The sequence below is a fragment of the Nocardia sp. NPDC003726 genome (genome assembly GCF_053586955.1).
Genome location: NZ_JBSFNF010000004.1, coordinates 345,790 through 360,424, shown reverse-complemented (window position 1 = coordinate 360,424; position 14,635 = coordinate 345,790). Strand labels below are relative to the sequence as shown.

Sequence of the window (14,635 nt, the reverse complement as noted above, 5' to 3'; positions counted from 1 at the left end):
TTGTCGCGACCGCGATCGTGCTCAGGCGGGGGTGAAACGGACCTCGAACATGGTGGGCCAGTTCTTGCCCGTGATCAGGAACCGGTCGGTGCCGGGCAGTTGCGCGATGCCGTTGAGCGCGTCGGCTCCGGCCCGCGCGGTCGCGGGGAGCAGACCGGCGGCGTCGGCGGTCGCGAGCACCGCGCCGGAGTCCGGGTCGATGCGCAGGATGGTGTCGGTCGGCCAGTCGTTGGCGTAGACCGACCCGTCCGCTGCGCACTCGAGTTCGTTGAGACGCGCGCCGTTGTGGCTGGTCAGTTCGATCGAGCCGGTGGGGGCGAAGGTGACCGGATCGCGGAAGGTGAGGCGGTCGGTGCCGTCGCTCATGACCAGTCGTCCGTTCCTGGCGCACAGACCCCAGCCTTCGCCGTCATAGCTCACCCGGCCGCGTTCGGCCAGCGTCGCCGGGTCACGGGCGATGGCAACGCCGTCGTGCCAGGTCAGCTGCCAGAGTGTGGCGCCTGCGAGGGTGATGCCCTCGCCGAAGTACGGGGCGGGCAGTTCGGTTCTGGCCAATTCCTCCCCGGTCGTCAGCCGGGACGCGCGCACGCCGGACGCACCGGCCAGACCGGTGCTCTCGAACAGAACATCGCCGTCGATTTCCAGACCCTGGGTGAACGCCTTCGTATCGTGCGGACGGGTGCCGAGTACCTCGATGTTCATCTCGGGCGCCGGGTCCGCCGCGCCGCCGCATCCGCCCAGGATGAGCAGACCGACCAGCACACTGATGGCCAACGCACGCCGATTGCGCTCCATACGGCAAAATGTAGGCCGTGAGCGCAGTTTCTGTTTCGGAGTCCGGCGTGCGGCCGATTCTGGCTGATGCCGTCGACCTGGCCCGCCGTGCGCTCCTGGAGTTGGAACCGTCGGCCGTCGGCGCGCACCTCGGCGTGATCGCCGAGGACGAGAGCGCGGCGACCCATCGTTTCGAGGCCACGCTGCCCGGTTACCGCGGGTGGCAGTGGGCGGTCGTGGTGGCCGCACCGCCCGGTGCCGACCGCGCGACGGTCAGCGAGTCCGCCTTGCTGCCGGGGCCGGATGCTCTGGTCGCGCCCGAGTTCGTGCCCTGGGAGCAGCGGGTCCGCCCCGGGGACCTCGCGCCGGGCGATCTGCTCGCCCCGCCCGCCGACGATCCTCGCCTGGTGCCCGGCTACGTCGCGACCGGCGACCCGGTGGTGGACGAAGTGGCCTACGAGGTCGGCCTCGGCCGCACCAAGGTGATGAGCAGGGAAGGCCGCGAGGAGGCCGCCGAGCGCTGGTACAGCCAGTACGGGCCCGATTCGGAGATGGCCAAGGCCGCGCCCGCCACCTGTGGAAGCTGCGGCTTCTATCTGCCGCTCGCCGGGTCGCTGCGCGCCGCGTTCGGCGTCTGCGGCAACGCCATGGGCGCCGACGGTCACGTCGTCCACGTCGCCTACGGCTGTGGCGCGCACTCGGACACCAAGGTCCCCACCGGCAACGGGTCGCCGCTGTACGAGGCGTACGACGACTCGGCCATCGAGGTGATCACACTCCACAGGGACGAGCCGCGCGACGGTAAGCGCGAACAGGTCGAGGCAGCTCCGTCCGAGGACGTGGATCGGCATGGCGCGGCCGAGCACGCGGAGGACGTGGCCCAGACCGGTGAACTCCGCCCGGACGCGGACGCCACTGCGCGGGCCCGCGAGGCGGTGGTCGCCGAGGACATCGCGACAGACCAGAATTCCGGGCCAGCCGAGAAGCCTCCGGTCGGGGAGAACTCTGCGGTCGCTGAGAAAGCGGTCGCTGCGTCCGGCGAGAACGCGGTGGCTGAACACGCGGCCGTTGCCCCGGACTCGGTCTTCGCTCAGGGCGGTGCCGCTATCGCCGACACCGTCCCGAACACGGCGGCAGAGCCTGATCCAGGGGCCACTGCGACGGAGTCGGAAGCGCATGTGAGTTCCTCGCCCGCCGAGCCCGCAGCCGCGTCGAGCGTGACCGGTACGACCGTGGGCCAGGCAGAGGGCACGGCTGCTTCGGTGAGCGATGAGAGTGCCGGTCCCGCGACGTCCGAACCGACGGAAGCGGACGCGGCGGGATCGACCTCATCCGCGGCGCTGAGCAGCGGTGCACCGACGCACGTCGGCGAGTCGAATGCCGTCGGCACGAGCGCGCCGGAATCGGATACCGCATCGAGAGAGTCGGTCGCAGCGGCCGGCTCGGACGCCGTGCCGGCCGGCGCGGTCGAGTCGGCCCCGGCTGAAGCCGTCGCGGCGGAGTCGGCCCCGGCGTCCGACGCCGTGGCGGAGGCGCACGAGTCCGCTTCGTCGTCCCCCACTCCGGGACCGGAACCCACCGCTACGTCGGCCGGTACCGAAGACGTCGATGCGCCATCCGGGGCGGGTGTCGCCGAGGACGAGGCACGGCCGGAGTTCCAGTCATCGCCGCGGAGCTGAGCGGGACAGCCGACCCGTTCGGCACGTCGGCGTTGCGCGCGGCGGTGCTCGCCGCATGGCGTGACTCGCCGACCCGGTTGCGGGAGGACGCCGCCACCGAGAACGACTTGGTTCGCGCGGGTTACCGCGACCGATTGCTGACCGAGTTGGCGCAGAATGCCGCCGATGCCGCGCGCAAGGCGGGCGTGGCAGGGGCCGTCGCGGTCTGGCTCGACGGTCGCGACCTGCACATCGGCAATACGGGTGCGCCGCTGGACGTCTCGGGTGTGCAGGCGCTCACCGCCTTGCGCGCGTCGGGGAAATCCGACGGCGGGACCGTCGGCCGATTCGGCGTCGGTTTCACGGCGGTGCTCGCGGTGAGCGACGACATCGAGCTGCGGTCGGCCTCCGGATCGCTGCGGTTTTCCCGTACCGAAACCCGGGAGGCTCTGCGCGACAACGTGATTCCTTTACCCGCCGCTGACGCGGGTGAATTCGCCCCTCCGGTGCTGCGGTTGGCCTGGCCGATCGAGGTCCGCCCGGCGGACGGTCTCGACACCGAGGTGGTGCTGCGGCTGCGCGCCGACGTTGACGCCGAAGCGCTGCTGGCCGCGATGCACGCCGAAGCCGTCGATCTGCTGCTGGAGTTGCCAGCCTTGGGGCGCATCCGGATCGGCACGGCCAAATTCGTCAGCAGTGCCGAGGATATGGGCGACGGCCTGCACGAGGTCTACGTCGACGGCCCAGGCAGCGAACAGCGCACCTGGTGGCAGTACCGCACGCGGCGCGCCCGCTGGCTGCTGCCGGTGCGCGACGGCAGGCCGGTGGCCGCCGCCCCCGACGTGCTGCGGGCGCCGACCAGGTCGGACGAGGAACTGTCACTGCCCGCCTTGCTCATCGCCGATATCCCGATGCAGCCGGATCGGCGCAGGTTGCTGCCCGGCGCGCGGCTCGGCGAACTGGCCGACGGCTACGCGGATTTCGCTCGTGCTCTTCCGCCACGCGACCGGCTCGTGCTGGTGCCGACGCCCGGGTTCGCCCGCAGCGAGGCCGATGGCCTGCTGCGTGAAGCGTTGCTACGCGAATTGCGGACCCGTCCTTGGCTGCCCGTGGTCGCCCCGCACCGGCGCGTTCACTCGGAAGCCGCAATCGAGCGGCTCCCCGCCGATATCGAAGCGCTGGGCCTGCGGGGCTCGGCCTCGGGGACCGAGGCTCTCGATGTGCTGAGCGCATGGTCCGGCACCGAATCAGCCGACGTCACATCGCCTCCTGGCGAACCGGATGCGTTCGCTGTCGCCGCGGCACCGTCGACCGCCGGACCGACGCACCACCAGAACATCGCCGTCCCCACCCGCGCCTACATCTTCGCCGGTCTGACCGCCGAACTGGCCGACCTGCTCGACGAAGTGGTCGGTCCTCTCGTGCTCCCGGACCTGTCCGGGAGCGCGCACGCCGAAGCCATGGGCGTCCTGGACGTGCACCGGCTCGGGCTGGCGCGGCTGGCGGAGTTGTCCGTGGGCTTGGAGCGGCCGCCGAGTTGGTGGCGGTCCTTCTACGCCGCCCTCGAACCGTTCGTGGCGGATCCGCTCGCGGCGGAGGAGTTGGGCGCGCTGGCGGTACCGCTGGCCGACGGCAGGCTCGTCACCGGGCCTCGCACCGTGGTGCTGGACGATCAGCTCGAGGTCGCGATCCCGCTGCACTGGGCGCGGCTGGCGCATCCTGAGGCCGCGCATCCGTTGCTGGCTCGGCTCGGCGCGCGGTCGGCCACCGCCGAGGATCTTCTGACCGATCCCGGCTTGCGCGCCGATCTGGAGGACCACCCGGGCGACCCCGACACCGCGGATGCGATCTTGCGTCTCGCCGCGCATGCCGATCGGGAGGCCCTTCCTTCCTGGCTCGGTTTGCTCGAATTACCCGACGCGCAAGGGGAGTCGCGACCCGCCGACGAACTGCTGTTGCCCGGAGCGCCGCTGCGTGAGCTGCTCGTTCCCGACGCGCCGTTCGGCACGGCAGCCGCCGAACTCGTCGAGCGCTACGGCACGGAGGCGTTGCGCGCCGTCGGCGTCGGCTGGGATTTCGGTGTGCTCGTCGAAGCCGATCCGACCGGCCCCGACCACGACCTGGACGACGAGGAACACTGGTGGTCGACGCTCAAGGAGGACCCACCCGAGCTGGTGGCCGTCCGTGACCTCGATCTGATCGATGACGCCGCCTGGCCGGAAGCGTTGCGGCAGTTGGCCGCATCGCCGCGCACCCGTCGCCTGCTCGCCGACGCCGACGGCTACACCGCGTGGTGGCTGCGCCGGTACGCGCGGGTCGACGGCACTGCGCTGGGGTTGCTGCGCCATCCCGCCGACACCAATTTCGACGGACTGCTCCCGACGTTCACCATCGCCGGTGTCGACCCGGACGCTTGTCGCGCGGTTCTCGCCGACCCAGGGACGATCACCGACGAGTTGGCCGCCGCTTTGCTGGAGGCGCTGGCCGACCCCGTGCGAACACCATCGCCGGACGTGGTTTCGCGCACCCATGCCCGCTTGGCCGCCGCTGTCGCCGCCGGCCTGCTCGATCTCGCCGACCTGCAACCGCCCGATCGCGTGCGCGCGCTCACCGGCGCCGTGGTCGATCCGGAGGACGCGTTCGTCCTCGATCTACCGTGGTTCGGCCTCGCCGTGCCGCCGGATCGCTTGGTGGCAGGCGACACCGAAACGGCATCGTCCCTGGCGGCTCTGCTCGATCTGCCGCTGGTGTCGGAGGTCGTCACCGCCGAGGTGACCAGCACCGGCCGTCGCACGACCTGGGCGGCGGAGCCGCTGGGCGTCGTGCTGCGGCAGCTGTTCACGCTGCCTCCGCAAACGGGTGAGCTGGTGGTGCACCAGAACCTGACGGTGCGGCTGAGCGGTGCGATCGAGACCACGGTCGCGGTGCCCTGGTGGCAGACCGGCTCCGAGGTGCACGTCCGAGCGCCGCGGCGGGACTGAGCCGCGGGTTACTGCGCCGCGTACCCGGTCAGCATCTCGCTCAGCAGATCCAACTGCCCGCGCACGCTCTCGCTGTCGTTGTCCACCAGCCAGCGCAGCACCACACCGTCGATGACGTTCAGGGTGAACCGGCTCAGCGTCTGCACCGGGACCGACCAGGTGTTGCCGGTGGCGTCGCGCGCGTGCTCCAGGATGTCGGCGACCGTGGAGTCGTTGAAGTTGTACTGCTCGCGGGCGATCGCGAGTTTCGCCGGGGTTTGTTCGCCCTCGCGCAACGCGTAAGTGGTCGTTTCGTAAGTGAGCAGCTGTCGTTCCGGAGTGGCTTCGATGTTCAGCCACATCAGTTCCAGACCCGACCGGATCAATTTTTGAAGGGCTTCTTTTCCACTTCCGACGTCCTGCCATACCGTTTCGTTCGCATCGACGGAATCGCGTAATTCCATCGACAACGCTTTGACCAGCTCGGTCATCAGCGCGTCCTTGTTTTCGAAACAGTAATGCACCACACCGAGCGAGACGCCGGCCGCCTGAGCGACATCGCGCGTGGTCACGCCCGCAACACCCTTTTTCTCGGCAAGGCCGATCGCGGCCTCGATAAGGTGGGCCCGTCGTTCTTCGACGCTCAATCGGGAGGACACCCAAGGGAGTTAAGCGCCCACGGCCCCCGCAGTCAATTCATGGGCGGGAAAAATCTGGACTGGACGACTGACCAGTTGTGTGGTTCGCTGCATCCGGACAGAAGGGAGACGGGTATGCCGGTGTCACGCCGAACTGTTCTGACCCGCGCCGCGATCGGGTCCGCCGCGCTCGCGGCCGTGACGGGCACGAGCGACGCACTCGGCGTTCCGGCGGCCGCCGCACCGGATGCCGGCGGTTACGAGATCGGCGTCGGACTCTCCGACATCACCGGCCCGGCCGCCGAATGCGGGATGATGGGCTACTCCCAGCTCGAGCAGCAGACCGCGGGCATCCATCTGCGTCCGCGGGCGCGGGCGTTCATCATCGGCAGCGCCGGGCGGCGGATCGTCTTCGTGGTCGCCGAGAACGGGATGATCTTCCAGTCCGTGCACCGCGGCGTGCTGACCGAACTGGCCCGCCGTTTCGGCGATCGGTACACCGAGCAGAACGTGCTGTTGACCTCGACCCATTCGCACGCGACCTGCGGCGGCTCCAGCAACGACTACGCCTACAACCTGTCCATCCTCGGTTTCCAGCAGCAGGTGTACGACGCCGAGGTGAACGGGATCGTCGAGGCGATCGCCGCCGCGCACGCCGATCTCGGGCCGGGTTCGCTGGCCGTCGGCCGCGCCGAGTTGCGCAACGCGAGCGTGAACCGGTCGCGCGTGGCGTGGGAACTGAATCCACCTGCGGACAAACAACATTTCCCGGACGCCATCGACCCGGCGGTGACCACGCTCGTCCTGCGCAAGGGCGACCGGGTGGCCGGGACCATCACCTGGTTCGCCACCCACAACACCTCCATGACCAACGCGAACCGGTTGATCAGCTCGGACAACAAGGGCTACGCGTCGTTCCGCTGCGAGCACATCGAGCACGGCGTGCGCTACCTGGACGGCAAGCCCGCGTTCGTCGCGGCCTTCGCGCAGACCAACGCCGGTGACATGTCCCCGAACCTGAACCTGCGCCAAGGCTCGGGTCCCACCGAGGACGAGTTCGAGAACACCCGCATCCTCGGCGAACGGCAATACGCGGCGTCCGAGGAGGCGGCGGCTCGGGCCCGTTCGATCTCCGGCCCGGTCGACGGGATGCTGTGCTACATAGATCTCGCCGATATCGCCGTGGACGGCCGTTTCACGCCGGACGGGCTACCGCGGCGCACCGCACCGGCCGCGGCGGGTGTGTCGCTGATCGCGGGCAGCGTCGAGGATGGTCCCGGCCTGCCAGGCGGTCCGATTCCGGAGGGCGTGCGCAACCCGTTCCTGGACGCGCTCGGCGATCCCGCCCAGCCCGCTCCGGGCTGGCTGGCGGACGCGCAGGCGCCGAAAGCGATCGCGGTGCCCCTCGGCTTGCTGCCTCCGGTGCCCTGGGTGCCGAATGTGCTGCCGATTCAGCTCGTTCGCATCGGCGAACTCTATCTGGCGGCGGCGGGTGGCGAGTTCACCATCACGTCGGGCCTGCGCATTCGCCGGGCCGTGGCCGCGGCGCTGGACGTTCCGCTGGAGCAGGTGCTGATGCAGGGATACGCGAACGCCTACCACGAATACGTCACCACGCCAGAGGAATACGATTCCCAGCAATACGAGGGCGCTTCGACGCTGTTCGGCCGCTACACCCTGTGCGCCTATCAGCAGGAGTTCACCCGTCTGGCCACGGCATTCGCCGCCCGCAGGCCGGTGCCGCGCGGCCCCGCCCCGCGCGATGTGTCCCAGCTGCAGCCGAACTTCCAGCCGGGCGCGGGGCCGGACGCGGCCGTGCCGGGCCGCGACTTCGGTGACGTGCTGGTGCAACCGCACCCGTCCTACGGCCCCGGAGATCAAGTGCTGGCGGAATTCGTCTCGGCGCATCCGAAACACGACAACCGGCGCAACGGGACCTTCTTGGAAGTGCAGCGCAGGAACGCGTCGGGCGAGTGGGTGCGGGTGGCCAACGAGGGGGAGTGGGCGGTGAAATACCACTGGAGCAAACGCGGGCTCGCGGAGTCGGTGGCTCGGTTCACCTGGGACATCCCTTCGGACGCCGAGCCGGGACGCTATCGCTTCCAGCACTATGCGACCCGTCTGGATCCCGGCGGCGGGCTCTACCCGCTCACCGGCACCACCGACGAATTCGAGTTGGTCCGGGCGTAATCCGCCCTACAAGCCCGTCTGCGCGCCCTTGTCCCCGCGCCGGGCGCCGCGGCGCTGCACCAGGTAGATGACCAGCCCGATCAGTCCGACCACCAACCCCATCAGGCAGACCGGACGCGCCGACGCCCACCGGTCGCCGCCGGCCCACACCACCACGGTGGCGATCAGCCACAGTGCGCTGCCGACCGCGAGCACGGGGCGCGGGTCGGTCAGGCGCGGCGGAAGCTGCGGGACTTTCGGTGTCACGGGTTCAGCCTAATCGGGCCTGCCGGGCGGAGTCCGCCGACCGCGCGGAGCCGAGGTGGTCGGACCATGGCGGGAAGCCGCGACCGGCCGCCATCGGTCCCGTATCGTTTGGCACTGTGACAACGCCATCGGATGTCAGAGCCCTTGCTGGTGAGCTCTCGCTGGCGGTCGTTCGACTGACGCGACACCTGCGCGGCCGTCGGGCCGACTCGCAGATCTCGCTGACCCAACTCTCCGCGCTCGCCACGCTCGCGCGCGAGGGCGCGATGACCCCCGGTGCGCTCGCGGCGAAGGAACGCGTGCAGCCCCCCTCGATGACCCGTGTCATCGCCTCGCTCACCGACCTCGATCTGGTCGAGCGCAATCCGCATCCGACCGATGGCCGTCAGATCATCGTCTCGCTGTCCCCCGCGGGCCGCGCGCTCATCGCCGACGAAGCCAGCGCCCGCGAGGCGTGGATGACCGAGCAGCTGTCGACGCTCACCGAGGAGCAGCTCGTCGTGCTGACCCGTGCCGTGGCGATCATGAAGCAGATCGTGGCGGAATCCGAGTAGCCACCGCAGCAACAGGATTCGCCGCGCGCGGCGTGGATCAGCGCTTGGTCCGGATGATCCCGGCGCCCCACCACAGCAGCCCACCCGCGACGGTCAGCCACAGCACGAAGACCGGATAGACCAGAACTCCGTAATCGTCGGCCCATCGAGGCAGGTGCGGGAGCTGGGTGGCCGCGCCGATGAGCAGCAGCACCCCCACGATCACCGCGATCGGCGCGAGTGGCGCGGTGTCCGAGTCGGCCCTGCGGGCGGTTCGGTCGGTCATGGTGGAGCCCTCCTGCGCGGTCGGCTCGGCGCCCGCTCGGGACGCTGTGGGCACTGGAAATAAATCAGTTACCTTCTAGCTAACCATCGCACGGGGGTGTGACTTCGTTAACAGTCTGTGATTCAGATCACAGTACTGTCGCGATGCGGCGTGGCTCGCCGTCCCCGCCGCCCAGGGCGTAAACCCCGGTTGAGCTGCCGCTATTGCGCGCCGAACGGCCGGTCGCTGTCCACGATCTCCCGTCCCAGTGGGAACAGCGAAATCGGTATGAATTTCAGGTTGGCCCACCCGAACGGGATGCCGATGATCGAGACGAACAGCGGAATGCTGGTGAGCAGGTGCCCGAGCGCCAGCCACCAGCCCGCGACGACGAACCAGATGATGTTGCCGATCAGCGAACCCGCGCCCGCGCCCGGCTTCTCCACGGTGGTCCGGCCGAACGGCCACAGCACGTAGGCGGCGATCCGGAACGACGCGATGCCGAAGGGGATCGTGATGATCAGGATGAAGCAGATGATTCCCGCCGCGATGTAGCCGAGCGCCAGCCAGAATCCGGCGAGGACGAGCCACAGGATGTTGAGAACCAACTGGATCGGCTTCATGAGACCAGCATGCCAGGCGGCGCGGCGCGGTGCGCGCCCTCAGAAGAACCAGCCCAGCATCGCGTCCCGCTCCGCGCGGAAGGCGTCGTCGAAGGCACGCAGCCGTGCGGCGTCCTTCGCGCGCAACCGGTTCGCCGCCGCGAAGACCCGGGCGGGATACGCACCGAGATACATGCTCGCGAGCACATCGATGCCGAGTTCGATATCGGGCGCACGGTCGGTCGGCTCGCATTCGGCCTGTCCGTTCCGCACGCGCAGTGCGAACGTGCCGCCCGCGTTCCGGAACGGATCGGTCACCGCGAGCGTCACATCCAGGTCGCCGGCGTAAGCGCGCGCCGTCAACGCGGCGGGGACGTCCATCAGGCGCAGCCACAGTCCGTCATAGCGTGCGGTGGTGCGCACCAGCCGGGGATCGGTCAGCAGATAGGGCAGCGGGTCGTGGTCGGTGAGCACGGCATCCACCCGTCGGACCAGATCGAGCCCCAGCAGGGCCCGCCACAGGGCCGCGTGCGCTTCGGTCGTGACCGTCCGCAGTTCGACGACTTCCACCGTCCGCGCCCTGCCGTCCGCGTGGTACCGATACAGCGCGTAGCCGTCGGCGTGCAGGAGCCCGAACAGGGTGGTTCCGCCCTCGCGATAACGCTGTGGATCGTCGAAAACGATGTCCCAGGCCGCCGCCGGACGTACCTGTGCGCCCGGCACCAGCCTGCGCCAGCGGTCGTAGATCGCTTCCGCCGCCGCGCGCAGCTCGCTCGGCGAGCGCAGCGCCACACCGCCTGGATCGGGCGTCGACGGGAGGAATCCGGCGAAGCGCCGGTCGATGCCGACCGCGTTCTCCCGTGTGGCGGTGCCGTAGCCGAACCGGCCGTAGATGCCGCCCTCGCTCGCGGTGAACATGGTCAACGGCAGGCCGGCGGCCTCGACGCGCCGGTGTTGTTCGGCGTACATGGCGCGCAGGATGCCGCGTCGCCGGTGCGTGGGCGCGACGCCGACGCCCGCGATGCCGCACACCCGCACCGTTCGCTCGCCGGGCACGGTCACCGTCATGGTGGTGGACTGGGCGTGCCCGACGACCTCTCCGCCGTCGACCGCCACGATCGCGCTCTCCGGCGGGAACAGCAGCGGATATCGTTCGGCTTCGGCCGGGTCGGAGCGGGTGCCGAACGAGGTCTCCAACAGGGTCGTGATCGCGGGCGCGTCGTGCGCGGTGGCCGACCGAATGGTGATTCCCGGCGGGGTCATGCCTCGACCATCCCACCTTCGCATACCTGCCCGCACCGCATTTTCGCGGTCCGCGACCGCAGGGCGAACACCGATTCGGACCCGGCCGCGGCCGCCCGGCAGGATGGAGCGGTGGCCGAAGTGATCGACATCGATGACCCCGCCGACCCACGGGTCGACGATTTCCGCGATCTCAAGTCGGCCGATCGCAGGCCAGATCTGCCCGGCCGCAAAGGCCTGGTGATCGCCGAGGGCGTCGTGGTGGTCCAGCGCATGCTCGATTCGCGTTTCCAGCCGACCGCGCTGCTCGGCGTGGAGCGCAGGCGCGCCGAACTCGCCGACGACCTGGTGACCGTCGACGTGCCGTACTACCGCGCCACGGCCGAGGTGATGGCCGAGGTGGTCGGGTTCCACCTCAACCGCGGCGTGCTGGCCGTCGCCCGTCGCCCCGCCGAACTCGGCATGAACGAGGTGCTCGAGAAGGCGCGCACCGTCGCGGTGCTGGAAGGCGTCAACGACCACGAGAATCTCGGCGCCATGTTCCGCAACGCCGCCGGGCTGGGAGCCGACGCGATCCTGTTCGGTGACCGCTGCGCCGATCCGCTCTACCGCCGCGCCGTCCGGGTGTCGATGGGACATGTGCTCCGGGTGCCGTTCGCGTCCGTACCGGATTGGCCGGGTGGCCTGGATATACTGCGGCGCAAGGGATTCCAGATCATCGCCCTCACGCCCGATCCGGCGGCGGCGAATCTGGCCGCTGCGATGACGGGGGAGCGGGTGGCGTTGTTGCTCGGAGCCGAGGGGCCGGGACTGACCGAGGAGGCCATGCGGGCCACCGACGTCCGCGCGCGCATCCCCATGACGCCAGGCACCGATTCGCTCAATGTCGCGACCGCGGCCGCGATGGCGTTCTACGAGCGGGTGAGGACGGCGTGACCGAACCGTACCGGCCCTATCGGTCCTATCAGGACCCGACGCCGTGGGGCGCTGGCCTCACCGTGGCGTTCATGGTGGCGCTGCTTTCTGCGGTCGCGGTGTATTCCTTCGGGGCCGCGCTGGCCGAAGTGCATCCGTTGCTCGCGGTGGCGGTGAATCTGGTCGCGGCCGGCGGCGCCGCGCCCACCGCTTGGCGCTGGCGATTCACCCCCGTGACGCGGTGGGTGATCGGCGGCGGTGTGGCGGGCGTGCTGCTCGGATGGGTCGTGCTGGTGCTGGAGGGATTGTTCGGCTGAGGCGTACCTCCGCCTTCGCTCCGGCCGTGCGCGTTGTGCGTACCTCCGGTGTTCGCTCCGGCGGCGCGCGTTGTGCGTACCTCCGGTCTTCGCTCCGGCGTGCGCGGTTTGTCGGCGGACGGTGTCCGGCTGCACTGAGACAGCGCCGCCCGGGGCACGGCGAAGCGGCTAGCCGACGGGGTCGTGTCCGCTCAGCCAGCCGAACAGGCCGCGCTTGCGCGAAGTCGTGTGTGCCCCGCCATCGCCTGAGCCGCGCACCGGCGAGGCGGGCAGCTTGCCCTTCGGGTGCAGCGCGAACTTGCAGATGGGGATGTCCCCTGGCCCGAGCGCGCCGGGCGCGGCGGGACCGCGGTAGTGGAAGCCGAGCCATTCGTTGTTGGCCGCGTCGGCGAAGTCGGGCGGATCGAACGGCAGCGACTGCGGGTCGGGCAGCTCGCCGGCGCGCCAGCGCACCGGATGTTCTCCTGCCCAGTAGGACCGCTCCCACACCAGCGGAAGTCCTTCGTCCTCCAGGATGTGTACCCGCGTCGAGCTGAACGACCTGCGGAACTCGCCGCGCTCCCAGTGCGCGAACGCACCCCAGCCGTGCTCGATGTCGAACGACACCAGATAGGTGTGTTCCGAGGCCAGCGGGCGCACCAGCAATGCCGGGATCTCGGTCGGGCGGATGCGCGCGGCCTGCGCCGAGCACAGCACCGTCACGCCGGGAAAGCAACCGATGCAGACCTCGTCGCTCGCCGGGCCCGCGCAACCCGCCAGCGTGCCTGCCAGGATCGGCTGCACGTCGCGGTCTTCGTGCAGTTGCTTGGCCAGTGCCAGTGCCGCCTGGGGATCGGGATTACGGCTCGCGCGCAGTACTGCCAGCGGGTCCGGTGCGTCGACGTACCAGAGCGACCAAGCCTTGGATAGCATTCCGGCACCTCCCGATAGTCACACGAATCAACTCCGCGAACTTCGAGCAACGCACGACGGCGTAGACCGCGGCACCGCTGCGGCCACCGTCGGCGCCGACGCTCGTCGACCCACCGAAAATCTACTCGCCTCGCTCCGGCCTCGGTGCGGCTTCGCACCGTGAACACCGGTTCGTGACCGCTGATTTCACGCGCTCATCGGAGCCGGGCGAACCCGGGAAGCGCGCTACCGCGCCCCCGATCGGCGCGAAGAAGACCCGCGGTGGCGGGGGCGCTCAGTGACCCGAGCTGCGCACCCCGAGCAGCACGTCCTCCCAGGACGGCATCGGGGCCTTGCCGCGCTTGCTGCGCGTCGGCTTCGCCGGAGCCTTGGCCGCGGGCTTCGCGGGCTCCTCGGTCGCGGCGGGCGCAGGCGCGGCGGTGTCGGCGGGGGTGGCCGCAGTCGCGGCGGCCCCGTTGGCGGGCGCCGCGTTACCGGCGGCGGGAGGCGTGGCAGCGGCCGTCGCCGTCGCCGGCGCCGGCGCGTTGCCCGCCGGGATCGCGGCGGCGCTGCCACCGGCCGCGACGGCCCGCTGTTCGTAGTACTCGTCCAACGTCGGCTGGCTCTGACGGCTCGCGGTGCGCGCGGGCGGCGCGGCCGGGGCTGGACGCGGTTCGGCCACCGGCTCCGGCTGCGGCGCGGGCTCGGGTTCCGGCGGCACGATCGTGGCCAGCCCGCGCAGCGCGCGTCCGAAGTCCGGATCGATCAGGTCGGAGGCCGGGTCGTCGAGCGGAGAGACCGAGCCGCCGTGTGCGTCCGGCTGGTAGCGCCAGTGCGCCGCGATCTCCGATCGCCCGTTCTGCCACTGCAACTGGGCGACCCAGTAACCCTTCTCGTCCTTCCACGCGTCCCATTCGGCGCCCTCGATGTTGTGCCCGCGCGCGGTGAACGCGGCGGTGACCACATCGATGAGGGTGTCGACGGCGGGACCGTCGGGGCGGACCGGGTGGGCCTTCTGGGCGAGCTCGGCGGCGCGCGCTCGCTCCAGCAGCACCGGATAGGCGAATCGCTCGACGCGACTGGCCGGCATTCCGGATTCTTCGGTGACCTGTTCGACGGAGGCCCCTGCACGAATACGGGCCTGGATATCGCGGGGACGCATAGTTGCTTCCATTTCGATCTCGATCTGGCCGAATCGGGCAAGGTCTCCGCGCGCGGCGGCTCGCAGTTTGTCGTCGGCGGGCAGCCGGAACTTCTGACCGGACTCGGTGTCGATGCACACGATGTGCGTGGAGTCGGGCGTCACCCCGATCACTCGAAGTTCACGCACCGTTACCTCCTTATCGCGTCGACTCGCGACACCGCCCACTTTCCGAAACAGTAGTGCACATCTGAGATTCATGG

13 protein-coding genes and 1 pseudogene are annotated in these 14,635 nt (G+C 70.1%); 6 read left to right on the top strand and 8 right to left on the bottom strand.

Going from position 1 to position 14,635, the window contains the following annotated elements:
* Positions 1-21: 21 nt before the first annotated feature.
* On the bottom strand, positions 22-795 hold the full coding sequence (locus ACWDMM_RS08020) for a glutaminyl-peptide cyclotransferase (RefSeq protein ID WP_195078233.1): 774 nt from the start codon (positions 793-795) through the stop codon (positions 22-24).
* 17 nt (positions 796-812) lie between these two features.
* Here ACWDMM_RS08020 and ACWDMM_RS08015 point away from each other — a divergent pair.
* Both ACWDMM_RS08015 and ACWDMM_RS08010 read left to right on the top strand, forming a co-directional pair.
* A pseudogene (locus ACWDMM_RS08015) lies at positions 813-1,547 on the top strand (DUF3027 domain-containing protein); the annotation flags it as partial.
* 938 nt (positions 1,548-2,485) lie between these two features.
* A complete protein-coding gene (locus ACWDMM_RS08010) occupies positions 2,486-5,413 on the top strand; it encodes a sacsin N-terminal ATP-binding-like domain-containing protein (protein WP_449936643.1) in 2,928 nt (975 codons plus the stop codon).
* 8 nt (positions 5,414-5,421) lie between these two features.
* On the opposite strand, the gene ACWDMM_RS08005 is transcribed toward ACWDMM_RS08010, so the two are convergent.
* Positions 5,422-6,039, bottom strand: coding sequence for a TetR/AcrR family transcriptional regulator (locus ACWDMM_RS08005; RefSeq protein WP_228827672.1), 618 nt, complete (start codon positions 6,037-6,039; stop codon positions 5,422-5,424).
* A 126-nt stretch (positions 6,040-6,165) separates the two neighbouring features.
* On the opposite strand from ACWDMM_RS08005, the gene ACWDMM_RS08000 reads away from it, so the two are divergent.
* Positions 6,166-8,220 (top strand): neutral/alkaline ceramidase, encoded by a 2,055-nt coding sequence (locus ACWDMM_RS08000; protein WP_195078235.1) that lies wholly within the window; start codon positions 6,166-6,168, stop codon positions 8,218-8,220.
* Positions 8,221-8,226: 6 nt separating this feature from the next.
* Here the strand turns inward: ACWDMM_RS08000 and ACWDMM_RS07995 are convergent, their stop codons facing one another.
* Positions 8,227-8,466, bottom strand: a complete 240-nt coding sequence (locus ACWDMM_RS07995; RefSeq protein ID WP_195078236.1) for a DUF2530 domain-containing protein — start codon at positions 8,464-8,466, stop codon at positions 8,227-8,229.
* 116 nt (positions 8,467-8,582) lie between these two features.
* On the opposite strand from ACWDMM_RS07995, the gene ACWDMM_RS07990 reads away from it, so the two are divergent.
* The gene (locus ACWDMM_RS07990; protein ID WP_043686798.1) at positions 8,583-9,020 is read left to right on the top strand and encodes a MarR family winged helix-turn-helix transcriptional regulator; all 438 of its coding nucleotides are present in this window, start codon (positions 8,583-8,585) and stop codon (positions 9,018-9,020) included.
* 37 nt (positions 9,021-9,057) lie between these two features.
* Here the strand turns inward: ACWDMM_RS07990 and ACWDMM_RS07985 are convergent, their stop codons facing one another.
* The 3 genes from ACWDMM_RS07985 to ACWDMM_RS07975 all read right to left on the bottom strand — a co-directional run bounded on the left by ACWDMM_RS07985 (position 9,058) and on the right by ACWDMM_RS07975 (position 11,129).
* Complete coding sequence (locus ACWDMM_RS07985) at positions 9,058-9,285, bottom strand: hypothetical protein (protein WP_195078237.1); 228 nt, start codon at positions 9,283-9,285, stop codon at positions 9,058-9,060.
* A 200-nt stretch (positions 9,286-9,485) separates the two neighbouring features.
* Positions 9,486-9,887 carry a YccF domain-containing protein gene (locus ACWDMM_RS07980; protein ID WP_195078238.1) on the bottom strand — a complete coding sequence of 134 codons (402 nt, stop codon included), beginning with the start codon at positions 9,885-9,887 and terminating at the stop codon, positions 9,486-9,488.
* Positions 9,888-9,926: 39 nt separating this feature from the next.
* Positions 9,927-11,129, bottom strand: coding sequence for a GNAT family N-acetyltransferase (locus ACWDMM_RS07975; protein WP_195078239.1), 1,203 nt, complete (start codon positions 11,127-11,129; stop codon positions 9,927-9,929).
* A 111-nt stretch (positions 11,130-11,240) separates the two neighbouring features.
* On the opposite strand from ACWDMM_RS07975, the gene ACWDMM_RS07970 reads away from it, so the two are divergent.
* Together ACWDMM_RS07970 and ACWDMM_RS07965 are read left to right on the top strand one after the other, a co-directional pair.
* A complete protein-coding gene (locus tag ACWDMM_RS07970) occupies positions 11,241-12,044 on the top strand; it encodes a TrmH family RNA methyltransferase (protein ID WP_195078240.1) in 804 nt (267 codons plus the stop codon).
* Complete coding sequence (locus tag ACWDMM_RS07965) at positions 12,041-12,340, top strand: DUF2537 domain-containing protein (protein WP_195078241.1); 300 nt, start codon at positions 12,041-12,043, stop codon at positions 12,338-12,340. Before ACWDMM_RS07970 ends, ACWDMM_RS07965 begins: the two co-directional genes overlap by 4 nt.
* Positions 12,341-12,508: 168 nt before the next feature.
* Here ACWDMM_RS07965 and ACWDMM_RS07960 read toward each other — a convergent pair whose 3' ends face one another.
* Both ACWDMM_RS07960 and sepH read right to left on the bottom strand, forming a co-directional pair.
* Entirely contained in the window at positions 12,509-13,252 is a 744-nt protein-coding gene (locus tag ACWDMM_RS07960; RefSeq protein WP_357206544.1) for a DUF6928 family protein, read from the bottom strand.
* 274 nt (positions 13,253-13,526) lie between these two features.
* The gene (gene sepH / locus ACWDMM_RS07955; RefSeq protein ID WP_357206542.1) at positions 13,527-14,561 is read right to left on the bottom strand and encodes a septation protein SepH; all 1,035 of its coding nucleotides are present in this window, start codon (positions 14,559-14,561) and stop codon (positions 13,527-13,529) included.
* Positions 14,562-14,635 lie beyond the last annotated feature (74 nt).

Coding starts and splice junctions, on each gene's coding strand:
- ACWDMM_RS08020 (WP_195078233.1), bottom strand. CDS start 795: ATGGAGCGCAATCGGCGTGCGTTGGCCATCAGTGTGCTGGTCGGTCTG.
- ACWDMM_RS08000 (WP_195078235.1), top strand. CDS start 6,166: ATGCCGGTGTCACGCCGAACTGTTCTGACCCGCGCCGCGATCGGGTCC.
- ACWDMM_RS07985 (WP_195078237.1), bottom strand. CDS start 9,285: ATGACCGACCGAACCGCCCGCAGGGCCGACTCGGACACCGCGCCACTC.
- ACWDMM_RS07980 (WP_195078238.1), bottom strand. CDS start 9,887: ATGAAGCCGATCCAGTTGGTTCTCAACATCCTGTGGCTCGTCCTCGCC.
- ACWDMM_RS07975 (WP_195078239.1), bottom strand. CDS start 11,129: ATGACCCCGCCGGGAATCACCATTCGGTCGGCCACCGCGCACGACGCG.
- ACWDMM_RS07960 (WP_357206544.1), bottom strand. CDS start 13,252: ATGCTATCCAAGGCTTGGTCGCTCTGGTACGTCGACGCACCGGACCCG.